Raw genomic sequence first — 23927 nt, 5'->3', positions numbered from 1 at the left:
CCGGTTTTTTATTTGATCGAACCTACCATGACACCCTTTTCGAAATACTTCTGGAAGAATGGATACATGACAATCAAAGGCAAACTTGATATGACAATGGCAGAGTACTTAATCATTTCAGACAATTTCTTAAGCTCCGCTTGTGCCATCGCATCGGCAATCATGCCGGGCTGAACCTGATTCTGTATCAAAATGGAGCGGAGTACCAGTTGAAGCGGAAACAGCTTCGGATCATCCAAATAAATCATGGCGTCGAAATAAGAATTCCACTGTCCGACAAAAGCGTATAAAGCTAGAACAAAAATAATAGGCTTGGAAAGCGGCAGGACGATTTTGAAGAAAATACTGAGCTCGGAAGCTCCGTCTATACTCGCCGCCTGGAACAGCTCTTTCGGAAGTCCCTGGAAATAAGTCTTTGCCAGAATAATATTGAATACGCTGATCGAGCCGGGTAGAATAATGGCCCAGACCGTATTCAACATGCCTAAATCCTTAATCACCAGATAGGTAGGAATCAGACCGCCACCGAAAAACATCGTTATCAGGAAAAAGATCATAATGGACCGTTTCCCTACCAACTCTTCAATCGCAAGCGGATAAGCCGCGAAGACGGAAAATAATACGGTTGCGAATGCAAAGGCTGCTGAATAAAAAATAGCATTAAAAAAACCGCGGATCATGGCACTGTTGCTTAGGATTTTGGCATATCCCGTGAGTGTCCAGTCTGATGATGTAATGGCAAACCCTTTGGTAATCAGGGTATTTGGAGTTAAAAAGGACGAAAGCACCACATAGACCAGCGGTAACAGAATAGCGAGAACAAACAAACCAAGTAGAATATAATTGATGATGAGCAGAATCCGGTCCTTCCCGGTGTAGTGAATATCCATAAATACCTCCTTCTTTAATACAGCCCTTCTCCTTCGTTCAGCTTCTTGACGACGGTATTTACGAAAATCAACAGGAATACATTAATTACGGAATTGAACAACCCGATTGCCGTAGAATAAGCATAATCGCCGGATTGCAACCCCACCTTGTATACGTAAGTCGCGATGATTTCCGAGGTTGGTGTGTTCAGAGCCGTCTGCATCAGGTAAGCCTTTTCATAGCCGATCGACATAATACCTCCTGCAGCGAGAATGAACAGGACGGCCATGACGGGTTTAAGAGCTGGCAGATCAATGTGGAAGATTCTCTTCATCAATGAAGCCCCATCAATTGTTGCAGCGTCATGCAACTGCGGGTCCACATTGGCTAAGGTGGCCACATAAATGATAGAGGACCAGCCCGCTGTTTGCCATATACCGGACAAAATATATACCGTTCGGAAATAGGCGGGATCAGTCATAAAAGAAATCGGCTTGCCGGTGAAGGTTGTTACCAAAGCGTTCACTATTCCAGCTGGCGATAGAAAAACAAACAGCATACCGGCAACAACAACAACCGAGATGAAGTTAGGTGCGTATACAATAAGCTGAATATTCTTCTTGAGCTTCGCTCCTCTGATCAGATTTAGCATTAAGGCCAGAATAATCGGTACTGGGAAACCGAGAATAAGACCGTAAGCGCTTAATTTAAGCGTATTCATTAAAATGTCATAAAAATTTGGTGATGAAAGAAACCGCTGAAAATGTTCAAATCCAACCCATTCGCTGCCCATGATTCCTTTTCTTGGGCTGAAATTTTTAAACGCAATGATCGAGCCGTACATGGGAACATACTTGAAAATGACGGTAAGAATTATGGACGGAAGCAGAAACAAATACAATATATAATTTCGAACCATGTAGCTTAACCAATGGTTTCTTTTTTTTGTTTCTGAAGCCTTTAGTCCCCTTTTTTGAACGATCGAATTCCCCAATGTTTTCCCTCCTACTGTTCACGGCTTGTTATACGACACAAAATATAAGCCATGTTATGTCACCTCTCTGACATAATTCACCAAGATGTTTTCAAATACTTGCTTGTAATATCCACACCTCCAACAGAACTAGAATTTTACACATCCCCAAAATGAATGGGTTTACAATTTACATTTGAACACTTTTTACTCTTACAATTTAGCAGATGTATATTTAATTAGTCAATATATTTCGGGTGAATAAATTCATTCAAAAAGCATATTTCAAGATAATTATAATGTTTTTAGCAAAAATACATCAAAAACACACGATACAAATAAACAAATGTAAATTTTTATTGTTCATTTGAATAAATTCATTGTTAAAAACATGAAAATACTATATATTTAGAAATATGGAGAATCTTAATTCGGAGAATAAGGTGAACAAAATGACGAGAAAGTCAAAGGTTACGATACAAGATATCGCTGATGCCTTGGGGATTTCTAGAAACACTGCATCCAAGGCGCTTAATGGAGTAGAGAATATTCCTGCCGTAACGAGGGACAAGGTGATCAAAAAGGCAGTGGAGCTTAAATACAAACAATTTTCTTATATGGAAACAGCCTCTGAAAAACAGGGCAATATCGCACTTTTGACCTGTAATCTTCCCAATAGTTCACACTTTGGATCGCTACTGATCAGCGGGCTGGAGAAGGAAATCAGCAACCAGGGCTATACATTATCCATTTACTTTGTCCGTGAGAACGATATCAATTCGATGACCCTGCCCGGCAATTTCGAACCTTCGAATGTGGCTGGCATCTTCTGCATCGAAATGTTCAGCAAGGAATACAGCAAGATGATCACAGATCTTTGCATCCCAACCATTTTTATTGATTGCGCTGCGGATATGATGTATCCAGAATTGAAGGCGGATCTGGTATTAATGGAAAATGAACACAGCACATACTGTGTTACCCGGAAATTAATTAATCATGGCTATGAAAGCTTCGGTTTTGTAGGCGATTACAATCACTGCAAAAGCTTCAATGAACGCTGGACCGGATTTAATAAGGCCTTAGCTGAAGCAGGAATCGCCGTAGATCCTGCTCATAGCATTGTAGCGCCTGACCGCAACTTCTTTATAGAGGAGAACTGGATGGAACAGCAGTTGGATGCCCTGAGGGAGTGTCCCTCCGTCTTTATTTGTGCCAATGATTTCATTGCCATCAGCGTGATCAAATCTTTGAAAAACAAAGGGATTAAAGTTCCGGAAGATGTTGCTGTCTGCGGGTTCGATGATGCTTCGGAATCCCGGGTTGTCGAGCCTCATCTTACAACCGTGCATATTTATAGTAGTCAGATGGGTATTATTTCAGCCGAAATGTTATTGTCCAGAATCAAAGACAATACCATGCCATACCGAGTGACTCATGTTGCAACGGATATCGTATACCGGGACTCGACGCCTGTTCTAAACTAAATCTACCTAGAGGTGAATCAAAGTGAAAAATGACAGAACGGTTCTTTGTGTGGGCGAGCTGCTCATTGATTTTTTCTGCACGGATATTGATGTTAATCTTGCCAAGGGTCAGCATTTCTCCAAGCAGGCCGGCGGCGCTCCGGCAAATGTAAGCGCAGCCGTAGCCAAGCTCGGAGGAAAAGCTTCATTCTTGGGGAAAGTCGGGGCTGATCCCTTTGGCATGTACCTGAAGCAAACTCTGGATGAGCAGCATGTGGATACGTCCATGCTCCTTTTTGATCCTGCAACGCCGACTACACTGGCCTTTGTTTCCCTTGCCGCTAACGGCGAACGGGATTTCGTGTTCAACCGCGGAGCTGACCGTCAACTGTCTCTGCAGGACATTAATAGAGAATGGACCCGGCAGGCTGCCATTCTGCATTTTGGCTCGGCAACGGCCTTGCTCGCCGATCCTTTCCGAGAAGCGTATTTGTCTTTATTGGATGGAGCGAAGGCCAATGGGCAATTCACCTCCTTTGATCCCAATTACCGGGGAGACCTCTGGAAAGACAGGCAGGAGGAATTTATCACACTGTCCAGAAGAGGAATACACAATGCGGATTTGGTAAAGGTAAGCGAAGAGGAATTAAACATCATTACAGGGCTGGCTGACCGCGATGCTTCATTGGATCTTTTGCATGGGTTGGGAGCCAAGACGGTGGCAGTTACCTTAGGAAAAGAAGGAACCCTCATCTCAAGTGGTGCCTCCCGTTCGTTAATCGGCAGTATCGCTGTTAAATCGATCGACTCTACTGGTGCCGGAGACGCCTTCGTCGGAGCAATGCTGTATCAAATCAGCCAGTTGAGTCAGCCTAAGGCATTTACCTCTAACGCGAAGCAGCAGCAGGAATTTGTGACACTTGCCAATCAAGTTGGCGCCATCGTGTGCACTAAAGTTGGAGCGATTGCAGCCTTGCCGTCGTTGGAAGAAGTTAATCGTTTCGTAGCGCAAGGTTGAATCAAGGAATGAAGTGTAAGAACTGCAAAAGGTGTCCGACGATCTCTAAGGTTGCTGGACACTTTTTTATGTAGTGATCCGTCGTTCATTGGAAAGATGCTGCTGATCAGGGCACCTTCCAATGAATGACGAAAAGCTTGGTCGATGAAAATGAAAACTTTTATATCGCAAATGAAAGAAAAAATTATTCGCGAAGTACCAAAAATTGTGAAACCAAGCCTATACAAATAGAGTGGTTGCATTAAGTCAATTTACACTTAGCCTGATTATTTTCTGATTTTGCTGATGAAAAACGGATATTCAGGGAACACTTCAATCTCCAGTTCCGATACCAACATTACATACTTGGATTTCATCAAAAATATCGAATGTCTTCTTATGTATTCTTCAACCCATATATAGAAGGTATCGTCTTCAATCATAACCGCTTCTGTAAATTCCCTGCTTAAGCTTGGATTTTATAAGGGTAGTTTTGATTGGAAACTTTGTGTCGATGTAAAAAAAGTTTGTGTCGCTGCTGCGCGGCGACACAAACTAAACTCATAGAGATACAAATGTCATTATTTAACCAACTTTAATCATTCATCTTTATGTTTTAGTTTCACTTTAACTTCATTAAAAAAAGCCGTTGTATCCCATACATTGAGACCAAAGTTTCCTTCTTTATAAGTTTGATCTTTTGTGTCTATAACTAATTTATTGTTCAAATAAACCTTAGTGATGTCGCCTTGCGCTTCTACTTTGAGATGATAATCTGTATTTGGCTGTAAATCCAGTTTTCCATCATTGTTATATGTCGCAATTTCATATCCGGTTCCATCAACAAATTTAATTAATTTTACAATATTATTTTTTATATCAACATTTGCTGCATACGAATTCTTTGCAGTTAAGTCAGAACGAAAAACCAATGAACCTGCTCCAATGGAGTTATCTATCAAATCTTTTTCAGAATTACCGGGGTGGGAATCTGTATCTGGCACGTTTATATTGGCTTCATATACAAAATTCCTGCCGGTCACTTTTGATACTATGAAAGCATCTCCCTTACTCTGTCCCTGTTTTCCATGAATGGTGTCCGCCCAGTTCCCGTTAACGATGGTCCAACCTGATAAGTTTGATTTAAAAGAAGAGTTCTTTTCTTTCCATACACTCTTTAGAGGATATAGGTCCAAAGATTTCAGCTTCACATTTCCGCCCTTACTATAAATTTTTAATCCTTTGCTTGCAGAATCCGCGAATATCTGATCGGTAATCACGGTCGTACCATCATTACCGAACACCTCTACAGCTGATCTATCAACAATTACCTGCAATTTAACCGTGCCGTTTTTTGCCTGTAATGGTCCCTCATGCTTGCCAACTACACTACTTCCGTAATCGAAATCTCCTGAATGAGTCCGGTCTACAAATAATTGTTCGTTGTAGACATCGTAACCGACAGTAGTATATTGCTCACCTCCTTCACGGATCTTGAAGCCAAATTCTGTTGCCTTAGTATCCGATACATCAAACAAAGCGATCAGTTCAAATGTATCTTCTGATAAATTAGAAAGAAGATGGCTGTTACCCGATATCATTTTATTGGTATACGATATACGATCCCCTCTGTCACGAATGCTTTTTAGCGAAATAGGGGTTTGTTTTAAACGTAGACCCTTTGTGGTTTGAGTGAGCTCCATCTTCCGCGGCAGTGTTGTTGAACTTCTCCACGTTGAGGTGGGTGTATCGTTGGCATACTTCCAATTACTCATCCAGCCGAGCCAATATTTCTCACCCTTCTTCCCTTCTACTCCACTCCAATCCACAGCAGCATAAAAATCAGCGCCATAGTCAGTCCATAACACTTTATCGGAAGTATTTTCATTTTTAAACGTTTTACCGTCAAAGCTGCCTACAAAATACTGCATGCCCGATCCGCCTGCCGGAGCACCATCATTTATACTTACCTGTAGGACCCACTTTCTTTTTGAAGGATCGCCATCAACCGGCAATTCGACTAACGTAGGACATTCCCATACTCCTCCGATGCTGCCGTTTGTGGAAGGAATCCACTGTCCAGAAACAGCGGACCAATCTGTGAGGAGACCGCTTTGTTTCATATCTGTTTTCTCCGGCTCTTTTGCAACCTGGTCAACTTTATCCGATATGGTCCCTTCATTATAAACATTAACATCATCAACATTTATATGACCGTAACCATCTTTGGCATGGTCTACTACCTTGATATATAATACTTCACCAATATATTTGGACGCGTCCCATACGTATTTTGAATATTTTTCTTCATTAAATTTTATATTGGCCTGGCGGATCAATTCTTGATCGTCGGCTGCTCTGACCAATGATACATAGGTATTGTCGCCATCATCGCCTGCTCCTAGTAACAGATTGATTTCTCCGGATCCGCTTAATTTAAAATAGGAGGAATGCAGTTCACCCGTTGCTTCATCTCCCTCGTGAAGCTTGGAATATCCCCACAAGTGATAATTCCCCTCATGTCCGAAGGGTCCACCCCAATAAGTCGCTTCACTGGATACATGATCATTCGAAAAAGTATCACCCTGGGTCACCGTCCATCCGGTTAAATCGCCTGTTTCAAAATCATGATTGATGATTTCTTTCTCATCGGTCATGATATTTCTACCCAGTTGAACATCCTGAAATATCGCAGAAGAGTGCAAAAGATGTAATCCAAAATGGCCGGACAGGAAGGTTGCATCATCGATATCATGAATGAGATTTCCGTCCAGATACATCTTTATATTTGTTCCAAATGTGCTCACTTTTAAATCATGGCTTTGATAAGTATCCAGCGTTACTGTGGTTTCAGCCAGAACCGTTTTATTCCCGTCTTCCATTTTCACAATTTTCACTTTATCGTTTAAAGCATCGATACTCGCCATATATCCATTTTTCGCATCAGCATCCGTCCGGAAAACAAGTGATCCTGTTTCATCTCCTCCCTCTGACAAATCTATAATCGCATTATATATAAAGTTGTCCCCAGTCTTACCACTTATGATAAAAGCATCATCTGCAGATGTACCGCTTTTCCCCTCCATGGTATCTTCCCACCGGCCGGTTACAGCTGTCCAATTAGATAGATTGGTTGCAAAGTTAGAGGTGTTCTTGAAATTCACATTTCGGAAGGAAGCTGTTGAATTCCAGGCGGTCAGACCGTAATAACCATAATCAAATTCAGTATCCGTTTCTTTAATTACAGACTGATTATCTATAAACACCTGAATGTCATGACCATATACGTCTACCTGCACGTTGTAAGTTGATGAGGTTCCCAGGGTTAAAGACTTGCTAGCAATTTCTGTATTCGATCCATCGACATTCTTATTTAAAGTAACGACATCATTTTTGGCATCCAGGCTGACGACATAACCGTTTTTCGCATTCTTGTCAGCACGAAAAACCAGACCTCCTGAGCCTTCCCTGCCATTCTTTTTATTAAGGGTAATATCTCCCTCATAGGTGAATGAACCGCCTTCCTGTGAAGACATAGCGTACGAAGTGGTATCCACACTGTTGGCCTGTATTCCGTTATCTTCACCAAATTCGCTTGCATAGGTCCACTGTTTTAAATTGGGGGAAGTATACAACATTACTTTATTCGCTGCGGCCAAAGACATCACCCATTGTCTGGAGTCTTCATGCCAGAATACTTTAGGGTCTCGCCAATCCGATATCGGGGGATCCGGCATTACCGGATTTCCTTCATACTTGGTCCAGGTTCTGCCTCTATCTAAGCTGTACGCAATACTTTGAACCTGGCCGTTATCCCCGGAATGAGTGAAGATCGCAACCATCGCTTCTTTTCCGAACCCTGCTGTATTGTTCCAATCGATCACAGCACTTCCCGAGAAAATCTGACCGTTTTCATCTGGATACAACGCAATCGGTAAATGTTTCCAATGAATAAGGTCTTTGCTCACCGCATGCCCCCAATGCATCGGTCCCCATTTCGTCCCATAAGGATGATACTGGTAAAAAAGATGATATTCACCCTTATAATAAACCATTCCATTCGGGTCGTTCATCCAGTTAGCCTCAGGCGAAAAATGAATCTGATTACGGTAAGGTTCATCGTAATAACCAAGATCCGCTGCAAAGGCGGGAGTTAATGGTAAACTAAATACCATAAAGCAAATAAGCAACATACTTAACTTCCTCTTCACCATCTTTCACATCCTCTTTTAATATTTTGAACACCTAGTGTTATTCTTAACATCACAAATAAAGCGTTTACATTTATCTCTATAACTCAATTTCTTATGTTTACGCTGTTTTGGTCACAAAAATCCGACAAAGTCCGGCCAAGGATGACTCCCTGACCGGCACGTTTTAAGCCAAAACCCCAAATGCGTACCCAATAATGCCTACTGCGAATAAAGCAAAAATCAGAGCGATTGCGTTCACTTTCTTTTTCAGTAGCCTCATACATAAAAAGGTCAATAATAGTGGTAAAAGTCCGGGCATCAATTGATCCAAAATCATCTGAACGGTCGTAATAACCTCTTTTCCATCCGTTCCCACATATCTTGATACCACCAGCGGTACATTCAGGGTGGTCCATTTGGAAACAAGTGCGCCCATAACGAAAAGCCCCAGTATGGAGGCTGACTCCGTGAGTTTTTGCAACCGGTTTCCAGACATATCGGAGACAATCTCCGTACCTTTGTGATAACCGTATTTCAGACCGTACCATTTCGTTGCCAAGCGTGCGGTGTTAAAGAGAAGGAAGAAAAGAACCGGTCCGACAAGGCTACCGGATAAGGCGATTGAGGCTCCGAGTGCAGCCAGAACCGGGCGTAAAGTCCCCCAGTAAATGGGGTCACCCACTCCCGCAAGGGGTCCCATTAAACCGACTTTGACTCCACTTATGGTGGCATTGTCAATCGGCTGGCCGCTTGCTTTCTGCTCTTCCATCGCAGCCGTTACACCCATAATAGGCGCTGAGATAAACGGTTGAGTGTTGAAAAATTCCAGATGTCTTTTCAATGCCTCTTTTTGATCTTCTTTCTTGCTGTACAGCCGCTTAATCGCAGGGATCAAGGTGACACAGAAACCGATCGACTGCATTCGCTCAAAATTGAACGAGCCTAACAGGAAGCATGAACGGACAAACATCTTATTTAAATCACTTTTAGTCAGCTTCTTTTCTTTCATAGTGCTCTCCTCTCCCTTCAGGTAGTTACTATAACTCTTCAATTTCTTCCATCTTCTCATTACGCTGGTTGTATTTTGGGCTCAGCTGGATGTAAAGCAGAGCCAGAACCGCGCCAATGACCCCAAAACCAACCAGATTAATGCTGGTAAAAGCTGCAATGACAAAGCCCAGAAAGAAGAATGGCATCAGGTATTTGGCTGCCATCATATTAATGACCATCGCATACCCTACGACTACGATAAAGCCGCCCGCAATTTGTAGTCCTCTTGTGATAACCTCCGGAATTGCGTTAAGCATAGCAGTCACCAGGCCCGTTTCTGCGGCAACTGCCACCAAAACAGCGGGCAAAGCAACGCGCAGACCTTGCAAAAGTAAGGCAATAAAGTGACATAGCTCAATTCCTTTGAAATTTGCAGATTCCGCATACTTATCAGCTAAATGCTGGAAGAAGACAGTAATCGTCCTGACAAAAATGGTAAGCACTTGTCCGGCGGCTGCAATTGGAATCGCAACGGCAATTCCGGCGCCGATCGATTGATGGCCGACGATGACCAAAATGGTTGAAACCACACTGGCTAGAGCAGCGTCTGGTGCCATGGATGCTCCTACATTCATCCATCCCAAAGCCATTAATTCCAGAGTACCGCCAAGTATAATGCCAGTTTTGAGATCGCCAAGGACAAGGCCAATCAACGTACACGCAATCAGAGGACGATGGGTTTGCCCTTCATCTAGAACGCTACCCATGCCACATATGGCCGCTACCAGTGTTACCATCACAATTTGAAAAACAGTCATTTCTATAACTCCTCTCTAGTTGCCGCCTGGTATTTACGATCACAAATCCTGCAGTTTGGTAATCAAGTTGATTTTCGGATCACTGGCTACTTTTCTGATTTCCAGCTCAATGCCTCTTTCATGCAGCTTACGAAATGCATCTACATCCTGTTGGTTTACGGATACCGCCCCGGTAATCTGTGTCTTTCCTTCCTTAAAACACATTCCTCCAACATTCACCGAGCGGATGGGTACTCCCCCTTCTACAACCCGCAGTACATCCGTAGGGTTGGTAAAGAGGAACAATGTTTTAAAATCACTGTATTTGGGGTTATTATAAGCCTCTATCGCTTTGTTAATCGTTACGACATACGCCTTAATTCCAGGCGGCGACACCTGAAGCAATAAGGTTTTGCGTAATGTATCCGCTGCGACTTCATCGCTAACCGCGATGATCTTGTTGCACTTCGCTTCTTTCACCCAAATGGTCGCCACCTGACCGTGAATCAGACGGTCATCAATACGAACTAATGCAATTTCCATTCTATAATTCCTCCTCTAATTGACTGTTTCGAATGGCACGAAAAGACATCATGGAATCGTGCCCCGCATGTATCGCTAGATTTACCAAATTCTCTACTTGTTCAATCCCTCTGTTTGCAAGAAGGTCAACGATCATTGGCAGGTTTACTCCTGTCACAATATCCATTTTTTCATGGTTAACTGCAATTCGGCTGGCAGCATTATAAGGACTGCCGCCGAATAGATCAACAAGGAAGATAACACCGTCCGTCCAATCCAGCGATGCCAACGCAGCCTTATATTTCTCTACAAGTCCGCTGACACTTTCACCTGGTTCAAACGTAACACCTGCCACATTATCCAATTGGCCGAAAACCATTTCTGTTGACCTCAGTATTTCTTCAGAAAATTTCCCGTGTGTCCCAACAATTACACCGATCATCTGTCTCACCCCCTTTGTTTCTCTCCACATATATCTATGATGCAAGTTCTGTGCCAAACTTCTGTATAGATCAGAGGGAATTTTGTAAACAACAAAAAAACCCCCGTTGCGTCGGAGGTTTTTTCCAGTCTGAACAGATCATTATTTATCAATCTCCACTGCTTTCATACACATATGAAAGCGTTTTATACTCTTTGGCCATTACTGTGGAATAAAGTTATATACTTCGCTCAACATTTCGCAAATATAATATTTTTCGTCATCAGAAAGAGTAAGATTCATACCAGAAACAAATATGCTGCATGAACGGTTTACCACCTCGAATATGTGCTGGTCGAGCTGTTTCACTTCCCCCTGATAAACAAGTCCATCGCGAATAACCATACGTTCCAGCGCATAAGCTGTGTGAGTAGAAATTTGGACTTTTGTTGCATAATCAAATTTGACTTCTAATCCAAGTTCCAGCTCTTGCACAAATCTCATCACCATTCCCAGAATTTTGTGGGGATTCAAATAAGTCATAAATTCTTTCAGGCTTTCCTCGCATAACTCCCTGACGACTACACTTTGATCCACAGCAGGGATCTGTTTGTTATTCAGCAGTAGCTCTCTCAATGTCTGCTCACCGCTTGCTTCAATCAGCTTTTCCAAAGGAATAAACGGGATTTCCGGCTCGCTTGGCCGTTTTACTCCAATCACGGCAAGAATTGTTCGCTTAGACCGCATATCCTGGACCACTTTATCCAACTCCCTTACGTTTGCCGGGACAACAAGTATTTCCTCATCCGTCAAATCGCAGACAATTTTCTCTACAAACTCTTTCAATTTGACCGCTGCACCTTTGCCGGAGGAGCAAACCGTCACAATTGCCTTATGAACTACTTTCACTGCGGCGCTGCTATTGTTATATCCCCTGAAATCCTTTAGCGATTGGTATATTTCCTCTATCCCCATGTCAAAAACACTGGCCTTTCGGACTGCCTCCAGCGTGAGCGGAGTTGAAACCATATCAATAGTCTTTACATTGATTCCAACACGTTCCATAATAGTTTCTTCAAGATTGAGCAAAGAGCCCATATCAACCAGCAGCAACACGCCTCTACCACGGTCAATGCTCTTTACTTTATCGATAATAAGCTCCAAAATTTCCCTAGGACTGACATCGAGAGGCATATCAACAGCACAAAGATTAGAACTGCCCAGCAAGCTGTCTACGACGCCGACGATGCTGCTCGCTGTACTGGTACCGTGTGCTGCCACAATAATTCCCACACTACCCTGTCGTTCTTCCTCAACAGATTTCAGAAGAATCGCCATATAAGTTATTTCGGCCTCCGGTACATGTACACCAAACTTAGACTCGATCAAACTTTTGATAGTCTGGGCCAGTCTGTACTCTTCATCATGTTCATTCATCGGTTCATAGATTCGTGCATCACCGTATTTTTTCTCTCTGGTGCGCTTGAAAAAGGCGCTTAAATGAAGACTGAAAGCATACACGAATCTCTCGCTGTAAATTCGGTTTAGCTCCTTTTTGGCCATTTCCTTAATCTGCTCTGAGAATTCAAGGATGTCTTTGTCCACAATTTTCAGAATTCGTTCCCTGCTCCCCTTGGTGTTATAAAAACGGTTATAAAAGCTTTTAATATGGATATTGACATCCGTAGCAATAAATCTGTGGATGTAGGCGTCGTCTAGCCCTTCTTCCTTCAGCATACCAATCTTGTCTTCAATTAATTTGTAAAGGTTAAACGGCAGCTCGGAAACAACCTCTTCATCCAAAGCTTTTCTTCCTTCAGGAGTAATGTATAGGCACGAGGAAATACATCCGATTTCCTTCATCTTATATTGCGTTTTATCAATATTAAACAAACCATCTCGGATATTTCCCGGCAGGTTTTTAAAATCAAGTCCTATTTCTTCTTTGTTTTCATGTATGCTGTTTAAAAAACCTTTAGCGCATACCAGCTGGATGTTCGACTTTAACTGGCCGATATTGCCGTAGGTGACGCTGCCGATCAGTGCTCTTACTACCTCTGGTTCAATCCTAATCGGCTTGTTTACCCTATTGGCCTCGTTAGCAAACAAATGCTTCAAAATCAGCATTTGCTCCTCAATTGCACGTTCCTGAAGGGAAGGGATATTGATTGTGATGGGTATGCGCCTAATGAAGGTTTTCAGCATGGATGATCCGGGATCCTCCGTCGTAGCTCCAATCAATAACACACTCGCATCTCTTTTTCGATCCGTTTCGCCCAATTTGTTATAGGTGTGAGTATCCATGAAATAGAAAATCATTTCCTGGCCTTCCGGGGGTAAACGGTGAATCTCATCCAAAAACAGGATGCCTCCGTCAGCTTTCTCCACCAGCCCTGCTTTTTCATGATCAGCGCCTGTAAACGCCCCTTTAACGTGACCAAAGATGTGGGAAAGTAGCAAGTGGGGGTTATTGAAATAATCAGCGCAGTTAAAAACGATAAATGGCGCATGCTCTGAAAACCGCTTCATATACTTGCCATAATGGTACATCAACCTGGCAAACATAGTTTTTCCAACACCCGTCTGCCCGACTATCAGGGTATGCAGACCTCTAGGAGGATACAGAATCGCTGCCTTCCCCTGCTCAACCTGGTTACGCATACTGCCCCTGAAACCGATCAAGGCATGGAACGGATCGACCTGTTCGTCAGGCAGCAATACCTCTTTGATGCTTTTGACCTCAATTTGTTTCTCTTTCAGCCGAACCCGAAAGGTGTCCTCGATAATTTGCTTGTGCAGAAATCTGACCGGTCTTCCTTTGATTTTAAGGATTAGATCGTCACGCAGCAGATTATTCAACTCTTTGCTCACATTGTTTCTCAACATCTTTTGATCATCAGCAATTTCCGCAGCCGTAATCCCTTCCCCCGCAAATAAAGCCTCTTTGGAAATTTTCTTGGTGCTTTCGGCAATATACTCTAAAATCTTATCTATTCTTTTCACCTGTATTCCTCCAGCCTGAATCAGTCATTGGAAATTGATTTCAACCTGCTTATTTAGGGAACAGAATATGGTTTTTCAGCGCATGAGCTACTCCATCCTCGTCATTCGAGAGAGTAACGGTGTTGGCAACAGCTTTGACCTCAAGGGGAGCATTTTCCATGGCAATGCCAAGTCCCGCAAAGGCCAGCATGTCGATATCATTGTAGTTGTCACCAATAGCCAGACAATCGCTTTGTTTCAGTTGGTACTCTTTTAGCAGAATTTGAATGGCTGCGGTTTTGGAAGCCTTTTTTGACATGATTTCCAGATAAGTAGGCTTGGATAAGTAGAGATTTACTTCTTCGCCGTATACGGGTCGCAATACTTGAAGGACGCGTCTGATCTCTTCGGGATCACCCATGCACAAAATTTTACTGGTTCCATCAGTCTCTTCCCTCCAACCATTGGTAAGCTTAGAAAAACTATAAATGCGAGGCTCGATATTGGTGATGTCACGTTCTTGAAGCGCCCATGCATCCAATTGCTCAATATACCACTCATCATCCTTATACAGGCTTACGTGAAGATCATAGGCAGCCAGGCTGTCAAGCAAACGCTGTGTCATTTTCTTATCTATATAACGGGTGTTCAGCTTGTTCCCGTGTTTATCTATAACAAGTGCCCCACTGTAGCATATGAGAGGCTCCGAAATACCAAGATGCTTCTGCAATGGAATAATTGCTTTTGGCATTCGCGCAGAGACAAGAACCACTGGAATCTGCTTATCATTTATAACCTGGAGAATGGTTTCTTTGGTTGCTTCCGTGATTTGATGCGCCGAGTTAAGCAGCGTCCCGTCAATATCAATGCAGACAATTTTATAAGTTTCCATAAATGATTCCTCCAGCTCCAGTGTATTTTGTTATTCAATGAATGAGTATACAAGAAAGATAGTGTATATAACCAAAAATACAACACACATAATAACTGTTACTTATTACGACAAGCTTTGGCTTGTTTTGAATCGTTTCTATCAGATAAAATTACTCGGTAACGTTAACATCTAGGCAGGAGAATTGCATAGGCATAGAGAAGTAGATCTTTCATAAATGACTGACTGTGAATTTGTGCCGGAAATGTATGGAAAAGGAGTTTGAATAAGTCAATGATACGATATGGATTACAACAGGAACAAGGATTCAAGCTGGTTATGACGCCCGAATTGCGACAAGCAATCACGATTTTGCAATATTCTTCGGCTGATTTAATATCCTTTCTGCATGAACAGGCGAACAATAATCCAGTCATTGATTTGCCGGAGTTTAATATGTCCATAGGCAGTACTAAAGAAGAAGCAGAGCGGTTTTCACAGAAAGATCAAGGAGATCTGCTTGAACATTATCGTGGCGGAGAAAAATATCCATCGGTCCAGCAAGCAAACCTCGTTACATTTCTGGATTTTGTTCCCAATCCGAATGATACCCTGTTTGAACACCTGAACAGGCAGCTTGGACTGGTATGTGGGCTTACAAATTCACAGCGTATGGTGGCACGGTACCTCATTGGCAATTTGAACGAAATGGGATATTTAGAACTTGATGTTCCAACAGTCGCCTCACTAGTGGACGTTCCCATAGCCGAAATTGAGGATATGCTCTTGGTGATACAGAGTTTTGATCCACCGGGGATCGCCTCTTACAGCTTGGAAGAGTGTCTTCTTCTCCAGCTCCAGCTTGCTGGCATGGATGATGAATGCATAGTCAGAATGGTAAGCAACCATCTGGCTGATCTGGCAAACAATCGGATACAAAAAATTGCGGATGCTCTTGAAATCGGTAGGCGAGAGGTTATACAGATGGCCGATCGAATTCGCAAGCTAAATCCATGCCCGGGCGCAGCATTTGCTCATAAAGAGCAGCAATACATCATAGCAGATATCACGGTCGAAAAAGCCAACGGCGAATATCTTGTCCTGATTAATGACATTAGTGCGCCGCGGGTTGAGATCAACCCTTTTTACCAGCAAATGATGCGGGATCTACCGAATAGTGAAACCAAACTTTTTATCCATGAGAAGATGAATACGGCAAAATGGCTGATCAATAGCCTGAAGCAACGTCGGCTGACCCTTCTACGGGTTGCCAAGGCCATTGTGGAAAAGCAACAGGATTTTTTTGAGCATGGCGTGTATTTCCTCAAACCAATCACCCAAAAGGAGATTGCCGAAAAGACGGGCTTACACGAATCCACGGTCAGCAGGGCGGTCAGTAATAAATTTATACAGACGCCTCGCGGATTGTTCGAACTCAAATTCTTCTTTACTTCCTCCTTGACGTCAGCGGACGGAGATGCTGCTTCATCGGAGAGTGCAAAAAAGCGTATCAAAAATTTGATAGATGATGAGGACAAGCAAAAACCGTTATCGGATCAGGCTATTACTACCCTGCTGGGAAAGGAAGGTTTGTATTTATCACGCAGAACCGTGGCGAAATATCGAGAAGAACTAAGATATCTTTCTTCTGCCAAAAGAAAAAAGTTTGAAGTTTGAATGGTTAAAGATAGTGGCGATGCAGCAAGACAGGCAACGTCTCAGGAAAGCTTGATCCGACTCGCTAGTTCTTGAATTCACCATTACACCCCCTTTCTTGAACTAGGATGTTTTCACTTTTGAAACGTTTCCAATTTGCTGTAAGAAAAACGTCAGTTAGTAGATCCACACTATGAATCGAAAGAATGAGGCTAATATTTTTCAATAAAATCATGTAGTTTCGCCTTGCTTGAAGACAACGGGGAGACGATACACTTGCTGATCTAAAGTTTCACCTTCGATTTTCTTATAAAGCAATCTGATTGTCATACGTGCCATCTCCTCCACTGGCTGCCTGATTGTAGACAATATCGGATGAAAATAAGGATGATCCTGAATCCCGTCGTAGCCGATAACCTTTACATCCTCTGGAACGCGAATGCCCTCCCTGCGTGCTCTTTCTATATAGCTGGCGGCTAACATATCGGTAATAGCAAAAATGCCGTCCATATCGCGGTGCTCATTTAGGAACTCGTTAAAATAGGCATCGTCGTCCACTATAGGGTCGGGCTTCTCGTAGATTACATAATCGACTCCCAATGTTTGCGCTTCATGAATGAAACCTTTTCTCCGATTCATGGTTTCACTGAAAACGGAAGTGACGCTTCCCATAAAAGCCGGTTTCTGGGCTCCCGCTTTAACAAGCTCTCTCAAAGCCAGACGCCCTCCCTCATAATTATCGGAGGTCACACAGGTAATTTTTTTGTTGAAGTGCCTATCAATACTTACAATCGGAATGTCATTGCTTACGCTATTCTCTATATCATTGTAAGTAATGCCGACAATACCAGCCACTTTGTTTTGCCGTAGCATATCCAGATAATATAGTTCCTTTTCGGGCTTGCCGCCGCTATTACATAACATGAGCTTAAAGCCTTCCCTATCCAACTCATCCTCAATGTAATAAGCCAGTTCAGAAAAAAAAGGATGCCAGATACTTGGAAGCAGCAAGGCTACCATCTTGGATTTCCTCATCTTGAAATTTCGAGCGACTTCATTAGGAAAATAATTCAGTTCTTGTATAGCTTTCTCCACTTTCCTGCGTGTTTCTGGTTTTACAGAGCCCGAGTTGTTAATAACGCGGGACACCGTTCCCACAGCTACGCCAGCTATGTTAGCTACATCTTTAATACTTGGCATCTCCCTCCCCCTATCTCTCTTTATGAAAATTATAATAACACTAAGATGGAAACGTTTCAATTATGTTTGAAACGCTTTTTTTGCTGACTGTTTTCATGCTTCCTAAAGAATGTCGTCGCTTTAATGAAGCTCTATTGTCAGTTGTATGCGGATCTAAAAAACAAGGCTTGTGATGAAAATTATCATTAGAGAGAACGGTTAAAATCTGTATCAATTTTTGTTCCGGAAATATGCCTATGCTTGCTCAAGCGTTCTCTCCAGTACATCCGTCAGAAAAATGATTTGCTCCTCGAGCTTGCCCTTTTCATGACTACAAATGCCCACGGCCTTTATAAAAGCTTTTTATCTTCCCTGCCGGGCTGAAGCGCCAGTGTGGATTCCATTAGATATACGTCCTTGTCCTCTACATCTGTTCATATTCATCTCTATCCTTCTTGTTTTAGTGGTTAATCCTAAATTTCCCCCGAAAGACACGAATAGCGTTATTAAAAGTTACGTGCCCACCGTTTCTTTAGTCCCATTTGCCAATTTATCGAAGAGATCACGTTAAATTTGTAAAGGCAGCCGATTATCGGCTGCCTTTACGTTTAAATAGTGTTTGCAAAATTATATTTCTTATCTTCTAGAATAGGCTTGCAGATTTGCGTATATAGGCCTTACAAGAGCACATTTCTCAAGTGCTTGCCGTATCAACATTTGCCCAATAGAGCCGCTGGTGCCAAACAGGTAAAGCCCTTCTGGAAAGTGTCTTAGAACGTTGATGCTACTTTGGCCACTTCTTGAAGTCCTTCTTTTACAATCACTTCTGCACGATCCTTGTACTGATTATGTCCTTCAATAATAACATCGGTAGTTTGAATTCCGAAAAGGCCAAGATTCATCTTCACTGGCTTAACCGCTGATTCGAAGGATGCCATCGGCTCTATCGAGTACATTCCTCCACGTGCGCTTAGCAATGCGATTTTTTTATCACCGGCAAGACCAACAGGACCTTCAGCAGTAAATTTAAATGTTTTGCCAACCTGGGAGATATGAGCGATGTAGTTGACCAACGGTGCAGGTGCCATGGTGTTCCAGAGTGGAAAGGCAATGACTACTTTATCTGCGGCAAGGAATTGATCCAGATAACGATTGGACGTTGTTGTGACTTCCAACTCTTCTGCCGTAAGTTCATAACCTTGACTTAATTTATAGATGCCTGTGATCACAGTATTCCCATAAGTAGGAAGGTTCTCTACGAACAAATCAAGTTCAGTAATTACATCAGACGAATGGGTATCTTTATAAGTCTTGAGAAAAGTCTCATACATCTGAACACTTACTGCTTGATCTGCTGGACGATCATTCGCTTTAATAAAAAGTACATTGGACATAGTAATTTCTCCCTTATAGTAAGATATTTATCTCAGTTCATTTCATATTGTGCCTTTTTTAAGCACATTTAAAACTTTTAAATGCAACTGCGATGAGCACATTATAATTCATTTATTCCTTAATCTCAAGTTCTATTTCTGTACGAATGTTAGGTTACATAATATGCTTTATAACGTTGTAGTACAGGAGTGACACCTGATTGTTTGGTCAGTAGGAGCAATGGCGTTTTGAGGGGGAGCCCTTTCACAGTATTCGTAACCATATATATCTATCATCTGAATACATCTATAGATGACTAACCGTGATCGATGAGAAGGTATACTTTTAAACATTTTTCTTACAACTAGGGTTTTAAATAACTTACTTTCGTCTATTGATTGAACTTACCATCAAAATTTATATGACTATCTAAAAGATATTGGGAACGGGTCTATTCTGGTAGTATCCTTTAATACTTTAACCGGTATTACCATACCAGTGCTGTTCTCTATATACAATAGTTGCAAGTATGCGCAATTGTGGGGATGAGCGATCAGTGTACTGTTATAACAAAATCCAGCAAGAAAATAAAAAGTCGCCAATATGGCGACATCTTTAACTCTTAACCACTAAGGCAGCATCATTGGTTAAAGCTTTTGAGATGCATCTTTGAAACAGCACATTACAAATTTATGCCTGTTTTTTATTTTTTTACTAATTAAAGTAAATCTATACGGTTAGCGACATCATCGATTGTAAACTGACTCAAATATTTTATAGTGTGCTGTTCAGTTTCATACAGAATTTTTTCCAATTCAAGATCAAGCTGTTTAGCGGCATCTCCACAATCGATATCAAAATCAGATTCTGATATATCCGTATTTACTGCATAATAAATATCACCTAAAGTAATTAGACTGGGAGCTTTTCGTAAAATGTAGCCCCCCTCACGTCCACCTTTTGACTCCACGATACCTGCAATGGTTAAAGACTGCATGACTCTTCTCATGAATGTAGCATGCGATTTAACTTGACTCGCAATCATTGCACTAGATAAAACGCTGTTACTTTTTGCTAGCCATACGACAGAATGAACGGCTATTTTAAAACGGGGAGGACCAATGTGGATTCCGCGATTTGCTGTACTCATATGAACACACCTTTTCTCTGTTTAGTTATTATTGGTTATTTAAACTGAATTGGAACTGATAATAAGCTTTAAATATTCTCAATTCGTTCTGCTAAAGAATATATACCTTTTTCTTTCCCGTATATTCAATAATAATCTGCACCGACTCCTTAAACCGCAGCGCATGCACAATCTCCCGCTCCCGCAGAAACTTGAGGCTGTCTTACAGATCCACATCATCCGTCTTGTCAATCAGCCACTGGTATGTAGCTTGGGCCTTTTCTTCGGCGGCTATTTACTCATACAAATCTGCCAGTGGATCACCTCTAGCCGCGTGTAGGTCGTGATGAACGGAACCCCTGTTGCACTGTTGTAGAACAAGACTACTAGACTGCCGCTGCTTTATTAACTAACGTACCCAGTTAGCATAATGACCTGTTTGTTGACTATATGTCCCTAGATTAAGTTCCCCTTTAATAAAGACTGTTCGGCATAAGAAGATCTCTCTTAGAGAGAGCGTTACTTTGTCTGATTGAACAACTAACGTACACCTTCCTCAATAAAAAATTTCAGCCCTTGAGAAAGATAAGGTATCACCAATTGGATATATTCTTCAGCTGGCCTTGTATCGTTATATTGCCAGTTAACGGCCGCCCCGTAAATGCTCCAGCTTAACATTACAGATGCAATTCGAACGGATTCCTCACGGACTCCTGCATTCTGATTCATCATCATCTCGAAAAATACTTGCTCAAGTTCTTTCTTAATTATCGCTTCTATTACAGAAGTAAATGATTCGAAGCTTTTTCGACATTGGGAAGCCAGCGAAGATTGAAATTGAGTAACCGACATAAATACACTGGCAAGCGTCGTTTCATTGAGCTGGTCATGTATTGAAATTTCTCTCATTACGTTCGTCATTAGATGTTCTTCCAGTGTTTTTTCGAGCAGATCGTATTTATCCATAAAATGATAGTAAAAGGTGGCACGGTTGATCGTTGCTTCTGATGTAATGTCTTTAATACTGATATTCTTAAAATCCTTTTTCGTTGAGAGGAGAAGAAATGCATCCATAATTAATCTGCGTGTACGTACAAAACGTGGATCGAGCCTGTTTTCCGTCATCTCACCTCCACTTTTTAGACATTTCACTGCATATGTCGTATATCCGATAAAAACGTAATTTTATCGGTTGAACAGTAGCTACCAGTACTTACAATATAACTATACAACAAGTGTTGTAGAAATAATAGATGTATGAAAGACGAGGCTACGTTATGATAATTACAATTTTTGGCGCCAGCGGCGCTATAGGAAAGTTGGTCGTAAAAGAAGCTTTAACACACGGCGACCAGGTAGTGGCTTATGTAAGAAGAGCGGATGCTCTGCCTGAAAATCACCCGAATTTACAAGTGGTTGTCGGTAGCCTGGATGACCACCGCAAAATGGAAGATGCGTTTACAAATTCAGACGCCGTGATCAGCGCGCTTGGACCGGCGCAGGATAAATCCAGAAAAGTAAAGGATTTGTCGATCCCCGGGCTCATGAAACCATCATTCAAACCATGCAGGCTTTAAATAAAAAACGTTTTGTCACACTGGGGACGCCTACTGTGAAAGCAAAAGAAGGCCGTTCACAAATCAAACCTAGAATGGACTGTCGTACGCATTATCAATCCGAATATCAAACAAGACGGCAAGAGCTATGGAATTTCGTTCGGTGATACGAAGTCAGGCATGAATGTATCTCGGGAAAACGTTGCGAAATGCTTGTACGATTCTGTTTTTAAATCTGCCTATATACAAAAAATTCCGATTGTTTTTAATAAATAAGGAGAAAAAATGACAATTACAATATGGATTATACAAGGATTATTGGCAGCCATGTTTCTGTAGAGTTAACAGACGCGGGATTCTGGAAAAGCGGCTTTGCCGCAGCCGGCGCACTCCTTTTGGGTATTACAGTATCATGACTCATATTCGGGTAAAAGACGGCCTTAGAAACGACGACGATTATTATTCTCGGTATCCTGCCTTTCGTACCGCTGTTCCTGCTCTATTAATTAACTAAAAGAAAGGCTGCCCAAAATGTCAAATATGGATGGAAAACATTTATTCGCTGGGCGAATTGATTGCGGAACAGCACAAGCGAAGGATCGAAGCGGCTGAGCGGGTTACAGCTATTTTGCAAATGGCCAAAATGCCGGATGAAGCGGGACTCGATTATTATTTAGAAGGTCACAACAACTTTGCCTTGGGAGTGACCCGTCGACACTTTAATCAACGCTTTGTTAATGTCCCCAAACGTATAAGTTGAATCTAAAGAGGGCTTGATATTTTCTTTTTCAACAAGTTTAGTGATATCTTGTAATTGACTTCCATTGGATTGCACAAATAAAAAGCGATATTCATTTTGATTCTTACGTGCTAAAGAATTGTACATTGACAACAAGTTTATCCCCTATTTCACTCAATGACAGCTGGTACTAAGTCGCTATAGAGAAGCTTTGTGTCATTCCCCCTTGAACAGGGTAAACTTTGTGTCATTCTCCTCGAAAGGGACAAAGTTTGTGTGATTACATGACGAAGCTTTATTACTTATCCATATTATTAACTGCTTTCCTCATTTCTTCATCAGTTAAATGAGTATAAATCATAGTCGTTTGTATTGAGGAATGTCCTAATTGGTTTTTCAATCTAGGCACATCATTGTTCTCCAAGTGATAACGGGTTGCAAATGAATGTCTCAGAGAATGCACGGTTAAAGCCAGCTTTCCAAAAGCTATAGCGTATTTTCAATCAGTTTTTCAATTGACCTTTGTGTTAGCCGACGGCTTTTTCCTTTACGACCTATAGAGCAGCAATAAACAAAAAGCTTTCAGTTTTCTCTGGTTTATATTTTGATTCTCTGATCTGCAGATAATTTTCTAAATCCAGTAAAGCTTGCTTGCTGAAATACACATATTGTTCTTTATTACCTTTACGGATAACACTTACTAAAGCTTTATTCATATCCAGATCTTCAAGGTTAATGCCTGCAATCTCAGAGAGCCTAAGACCTGATCCTAAAATGAGGGAAACAATGGCTGTATCTCGTTCACGATTAAATTGATGGAAATTGAAAATATGTTTATTCTCTTTATTAATCTTTCCGTAATCATGGGCTACAAATAACCTAAACGACTCAAAATCGTCTTCTCTGAGAATTTTCCCATCAATACGATTGGCAATCGTCTCTTGGCTTTCTTTAACTACATTTAAATCCATTTTGGCCATAACATTGCGCTGGATATATGGCTCTAGGTCACTTATTTCAGCTTTATTCTGTAAGTAATCAAATAAGGATTTTAGTGAGGACAATTTACGGTTAATGGTTAGCTTAGTATTGTCGAGTTGATACTCCAAAAAAGATAAAAAATTCTCCACTTCACGAATGGTTAGTTTCTCTAAAGTAGCTAAATTCTACCCTGGAACGATTCGAGATTTCGCTTGAATATTTGCTCTCTGG

19 protein-coding genes and 2 pseudogenes are annotated in these 23927 nt (G+C 41.7%); 5 read left to right on the top strand and 16 right to left on the bottom strand.

The window, feature by feature from the left end:
• Positions 1 to 8: 8 nt before the first annotated feature.
• On the bottom strand, positions 9 to 890 hold the full coding sequence (locus tag MKX30_RS00615; protein WP_013309484.1) for a carbohydrate ABC transporter permease: 882 nt from the start codon (positions 888 to 890) through the stop codon (positions 9 to 11).
• 14 nt (positions 891 to 904) lie between these two features.
• On the bottom strand, positions 905 to 1789 hold the full coding sequence (locus tag MKX30_RS00610) for an ABC transporter permease (protein ID WP_279833738.1): 885 nt from the start codon (positions 1787 to 1789) through the stop codon (positions 905 to 907).
• 506 nt (positions 1790 to 2295) lie between these two features.
• Here MKX30_RS00610 and MKX30_RS00605 point away from each other — a divergent pair.
• Together MKX30_RS00605 and MKX30_RS00600 are read left to right on the top strand one after the other, a co-directional pair.
• The gene (locus tag MKX30_RS00605) at positions 2296 to 3330 is read left to right on the top strand and encodes a LacI family DNA-binding transcriptional regulator (protein ID WP_254349223.1); all 1035 of its coding nucleotides are present in this window, start codon (positions 2296 to 2298) and stop codon (positions 3328 to 3330) included.
• Between the two features lie 22 nt (positions 3331 to 3352).
• Positions 3353 to 4327, top strand: a complete 975-nt coding sequence (locus MKX30_RS00600; protein ID WP_341062293.1) for a carbohydrate kinase family protein — start codon at positions 3353 to 3355, stop codon at positions 4325 to 4327.
• Between the two features lie 578 nt (positions 4328 to 4905).
• On the opposite strand, the gene MKX30_RS00595 is transcribed toward MKX30_RS00600, so the two are convergent.
• From MKX30_RS00595 to MKX30_RS00565, 7 genes are all read right to left on the bottom strand, one after another.
• A complete protein-coding gene (locus tag MKX30_RS00595) occupies positions 4906 to 8520 on the bottom strand; it encodes a GH32 C-terminal domain-containing protein (RefSeq protein WP_110455563.1) in 3615 nt (1204 codons plus the stop codon).
• 163 nt (positions 8521 to 8683) lie between these two features.
• Positions 8684 to 9508: a PTS mannose transporter subunit IID gene (manZ, locus tag MKX30_RS00590; RefSeq protein WP_013309479.1), complete on the bottom strand. Its 825-nt coding sequence runs from the start codon at positions 9506 to 9508 to the stop codon at positions 8684 to 8686.
• A gap of 28 nt (positions 9509 to 9536) precedes the next feature.
• Positions 9537 to 10307 carry a PTS mannose/fructose/sorbose transporter subunit IIC gene (locus MKX30_RS00585; protein ID WP_023988666.1) on the bottom strand — a complete coding sequence of 257 codons (771 nt, stop codon included), beginning with the start codon at positions 10305 to 10307 and terminating at the stop codon, positions 9537 to 9539.
• Positions 10308 to 10346: 39 nt separating this feature from the next.
• A complete protein-coding gene (locus MKX30_RS00580) occupies positions 10347 to 10829 on the bottom strand; it encodes a mannose/fructose/sorbose PTS transporter subunit IIB (RefSeq protein WP_341062292.1) in 483 nt (160 codons plus the stop codon).
• A gap of 1 nt (position 10830) precedes the next feature.
• Positions 10831 to 11250 carry a PTS sugar transporter subunit IIA gene (locus MKX30_RS00575; protein ID WP_013309476.1) on the bottom strand — a complete coding sequence of 140 codons (420 nt, stop codon included), beginning with the start codon at positions 11248 to 11250 and terminating at the stop codon, positions 10831 to 10833.
• A 201-nt stretch (positions 11251 to 11451) separates the two neighbouring features.
• Positions 11452 to 14232 (bottom strand): sigma-54-dependent transcriptional regulator, encoded by a 2781-nt coding sequence (locus MKX30_RS00570; protein WP_071558717.1) that lies wholly within the window; start codon positions 14230 to 14232, stop codon positions 11452 to 11454.
• Between the two features lie 49 nt (positions 14233 to 14281).
• Positions 14282 to 15103, bottom strand: coding sequence for a Cof-type HAD-IIB family hydrolase (locus MKX30_RS00565; RefSeq protein WP_341062291.1), 822 nt, complete (start codon positions 15101 to 15103; stop codon positions 14282 to 14284).
• A gap of 273 nt (positions 15104 to 15376) precedes the next feature.
• On the opposite strand from MKX30_RS00565, the gene rpoN reads away from it, so the two are divergent.
• Positions 15377 to 16759 carry an RNA polymerase factor sigma-54 gene (rpoN, locus tag MKX30_RS00560; protein ID WP_341062290.1) on the top strand — a complete coding sequence of 461 codons (1383 nt, stop codon included), beginning with the start codon at positions 15377 to 15379 and terminating at the stop codon, positions 16757 to 16759.
• Between the two features lie 210 nt (positions 16760 to 16969).
• Here rpoN and MKX30_RS00555 read toward each other — a convergent pair whose 3' ends face one another.
• The 5 genes and pseudogenes from MKX30_RS00555 to MKX30_RS00535 all read right to left on the bottom strand — a co-directional run bounded on the left by MKX30_RS00555 (position 16970) and on the right by MKX30_RS00535 (position 21545).
• Positions 16970 to 17938, bottom strand: coding sequence for a LacI family DNA-binding transcriptional regulator (locus MKX30_RS00555; protein WP_341062289.1), 969 nt, complete (start codon positions 17936 to 17938; stop codon positions 16970 to 16972).
• A 749-nt stretch (positions 17939 to 18687) separates the two neighbouring features.
• Positions 18688 to 19338, bottom strand: a complete 651-nt coding sequence (locus MKX30_RS00550) for an FMN-dependent NADH-azoreductase (RefSeq protein WP_308457638.1) — start codon at positions 19336 to 19338, stop codon at positions 18688 to 18690.
• Between the two features lie 671 nt (positions 19339 to 20009).
• Complete coding sequence (locus tag MKX30_RS00545; RefSeq protein WP_023988659.1) at positions 20010 to 20441, bottom strand: RrF2 family transcriptional regulator; 432 nt, start codon at positions 20439 to 20441, stop codon at positions 20010 to 20012.
• Positions 20442 to 20532: 91 nt separating this feature from the next.
• Positions 20533 to 20801 (bottom strand): annotated as a pseudogene (locus tag MKX30_RS00540) (manganese catalase family protein); the annotation flags it as partial.
• A 159-nt stretch (positions 20802 to 20960) separates the two neighbouring features.
• Complete coding sequence (locus MKX30_RS00535; protein WP_028541261.1) at positions 20961 to 21545, bottom strand: TetR/AcrR family transcriptional regulator; 585 nt, start codon at positions 21543 to 21545, stop codon at positions 20961 to 20963.
• Positions 21546 to 21697: 152 nt separating this feature from the next.
• On the opposite strand from MKX30_RS00535, the gene MKX30_RS00530 reads away from it, so the two are divergent.
• Positions 21698 to 21997 (top strand): NAD(P)-dependent oxidoreductase, encoded by a 300-nt coding sequence (locus MKX30_RS00530; RefSeq protein ID WP_341062287.1) that lies wholly within the window; start codon positions 21698 to 21700, stop codon positions 21995 to 21997.
• A 523-nt stretch (positions 21998 to 22520) separates the two neighbouring features.
• Positions 22521 to 22736 (top strand): hypothetical protein, encoded by a 216-nt coding sequence (locus tag MKX30_RS00525; protein ID WP_209943731.1) that lies wholly within the window; start codon positions 22521 to 22523, stop codon positions 22734 to 22736.
• On the opposite strand, the gene MKX30_RS00520 is transcribed toward MKX30_RS00525, so the two are convergent.
• Together MKX30_RS00520 and xerS are read right to left on the bottom strand one after the other, a co-directional pair.
• Entirely contained in the window at positions 22650 to 22862 is a 213-nt protein-coding gene (locus MKX30_RS00520) for a zinc-binding dehydrogenase (protein ID WP_341062785.1), read from the bottom strand. The genes MKX30_RS00525 and MKX30_RS00520 overlap by 87 nt on opposite strands.
• Positions 22863 to 23013: 151 nt before the next feature.
• Positions 23014 to 23878: pseudogene (gene xerS, locus MKX30_RS00515) on the bottom strand (tyrosine recombinase XerS); the annotation flags it as partial.
• Positions 23879 to 23927: the final 49 nt, after the last annotated feature.

The organism is Paenibacillus sp. FSL P2-0173 (genome assembly GCF_038008045.1).
GTDB lineage: Bacteria > Bacillota > Bacilli > Paenibacillales > Paenibacillaceae > Paenibacillus > Paenibacillus polymyxa_B.
The sequence above is the reverse complement of the archived record's forward strand: the minus strand, read 5'-3'. Positions and strand labels throughout refer to the sequence as shown.

What these genes read in the sequence shown, in the direction of transcription:
- MKX30_RS00535 (WP_028541261.1), bottom strand. Translation starts at nt 21,545, where the DNA reads ATGACGGAAAACAGGCTCGATCCACGTTTTGTACGTACACGCAGATTA.
- MKX30_RS00555 (WP_341062289.1), bottom strand. Translation starts at nt 17,938, where the DNA reads ATGCCAAGTATTAAAGATGTAGCTAACATAGCTGGCGTAGCTGTGGGA.
- manZ (WP_013309479.1), bottom strand. Translation starts at nt 9,508, where the DNA reads ATGAAAGAAAAGAAGCTGACTAAAAGTGATTTAAATAAGATGTTTGTC.
- MKX30_RS00610 (WP_279833738.1), bottom strand. Translation starts at nt 1,789, where the DNA reads ATGGTTCGAAATTATATATTGTATTTGTTTCTGCTTCCGTCCATAATT.
- rpoN (WP_341062290.1), top strand. Translation starts at nt 15,377, where the DNA reads ATGATACGATATGGATTACAACAGGAACAAGGATTCAAGCTGGTTATG.
- MKX30_RS00525 (WP_209943731.1), top strand. Translation starts at nt 22,521, where the DNA reads ATGGAAAACATTTATTCGCTGGGCGAATTGATTGCGGAACAGCACAAG.
- MKX30_RS00585 (WP_023988666.1), bottom strand. Translation starts at nt 10,307, where the DNA reads ATGACTGTTTTTCAAATTGTGATGGTAACACTGGTAGCGGCCATATGT.
- MKX30_RS00595 (WP_110455563.1), bottom strand. Translation starts at nt 8,520, where the DNA reads ATGGTGAAGAGGAAGTTAAGTATGTTGCTTATTTGCTTTATGGTATTT.
- MKX30_RS00605 (WP_254349223.1), top strand. Translation starts at nt 2,296, where the DNA reads ATGACGAGAAAGTCAAAGGTTACGATACAAGATATCGCTGATGCCTTG.
- MKX30_RS00530 (WP_341062287.1), top strand. Translation starts at nt 21,698, where the DNA reads ATGATAATTACAATTTTTGGCGCCAGCGGCGCTATAGGAAAGTTGGTC.
- MKX30_RS00545 (WP_023988659.1), bottom strand. Translation starts at nt 20,441, where the DNA reads ATGAGTACAGCAAATCGCGGAATCCACATTGGTCCTCCCCGTTTTAAA.
- MKX30_RS00575 (WP_013309476.1), bottom strand. Translation starts at nt 11,250, where the DNA reads ATGATCGGTGTAATTGTTGGGACACACGGGAAATTTTCTGAAGAAATA.
- MKX30_RS00580 (WP_341062292.1), bottom strand. Translation starts at nt 10,829, where the DNA reads ATGGAAATTGCATTAGTTCGTATTGATGACCGTCTGATTCACGGTCAG.
- MKX30_RS00565 (WP_341062291.1), bottom strand. Translation starts at nt 15,103, where the DNA reads ATGGAAACTTATAAAATTGTCTGCATTGATATTGACGGGACGCTGCTT.
- MKX30_RS00520 (WP_341062785.1), bottom strand. Translation starts at nt 22,862, where the DNA reads ATGTACAATTCTTTAGCACGTAAGAATCAAAATGAATATCGCTTTTTA.
- MKX30_RS00615 (WP_013309484.1), bottom strand. Translation starts at nt 890, where the DNA reads ATGGATATTCACTACACCGGGAAGGACCGGATTCTGCTCATCATCAAT.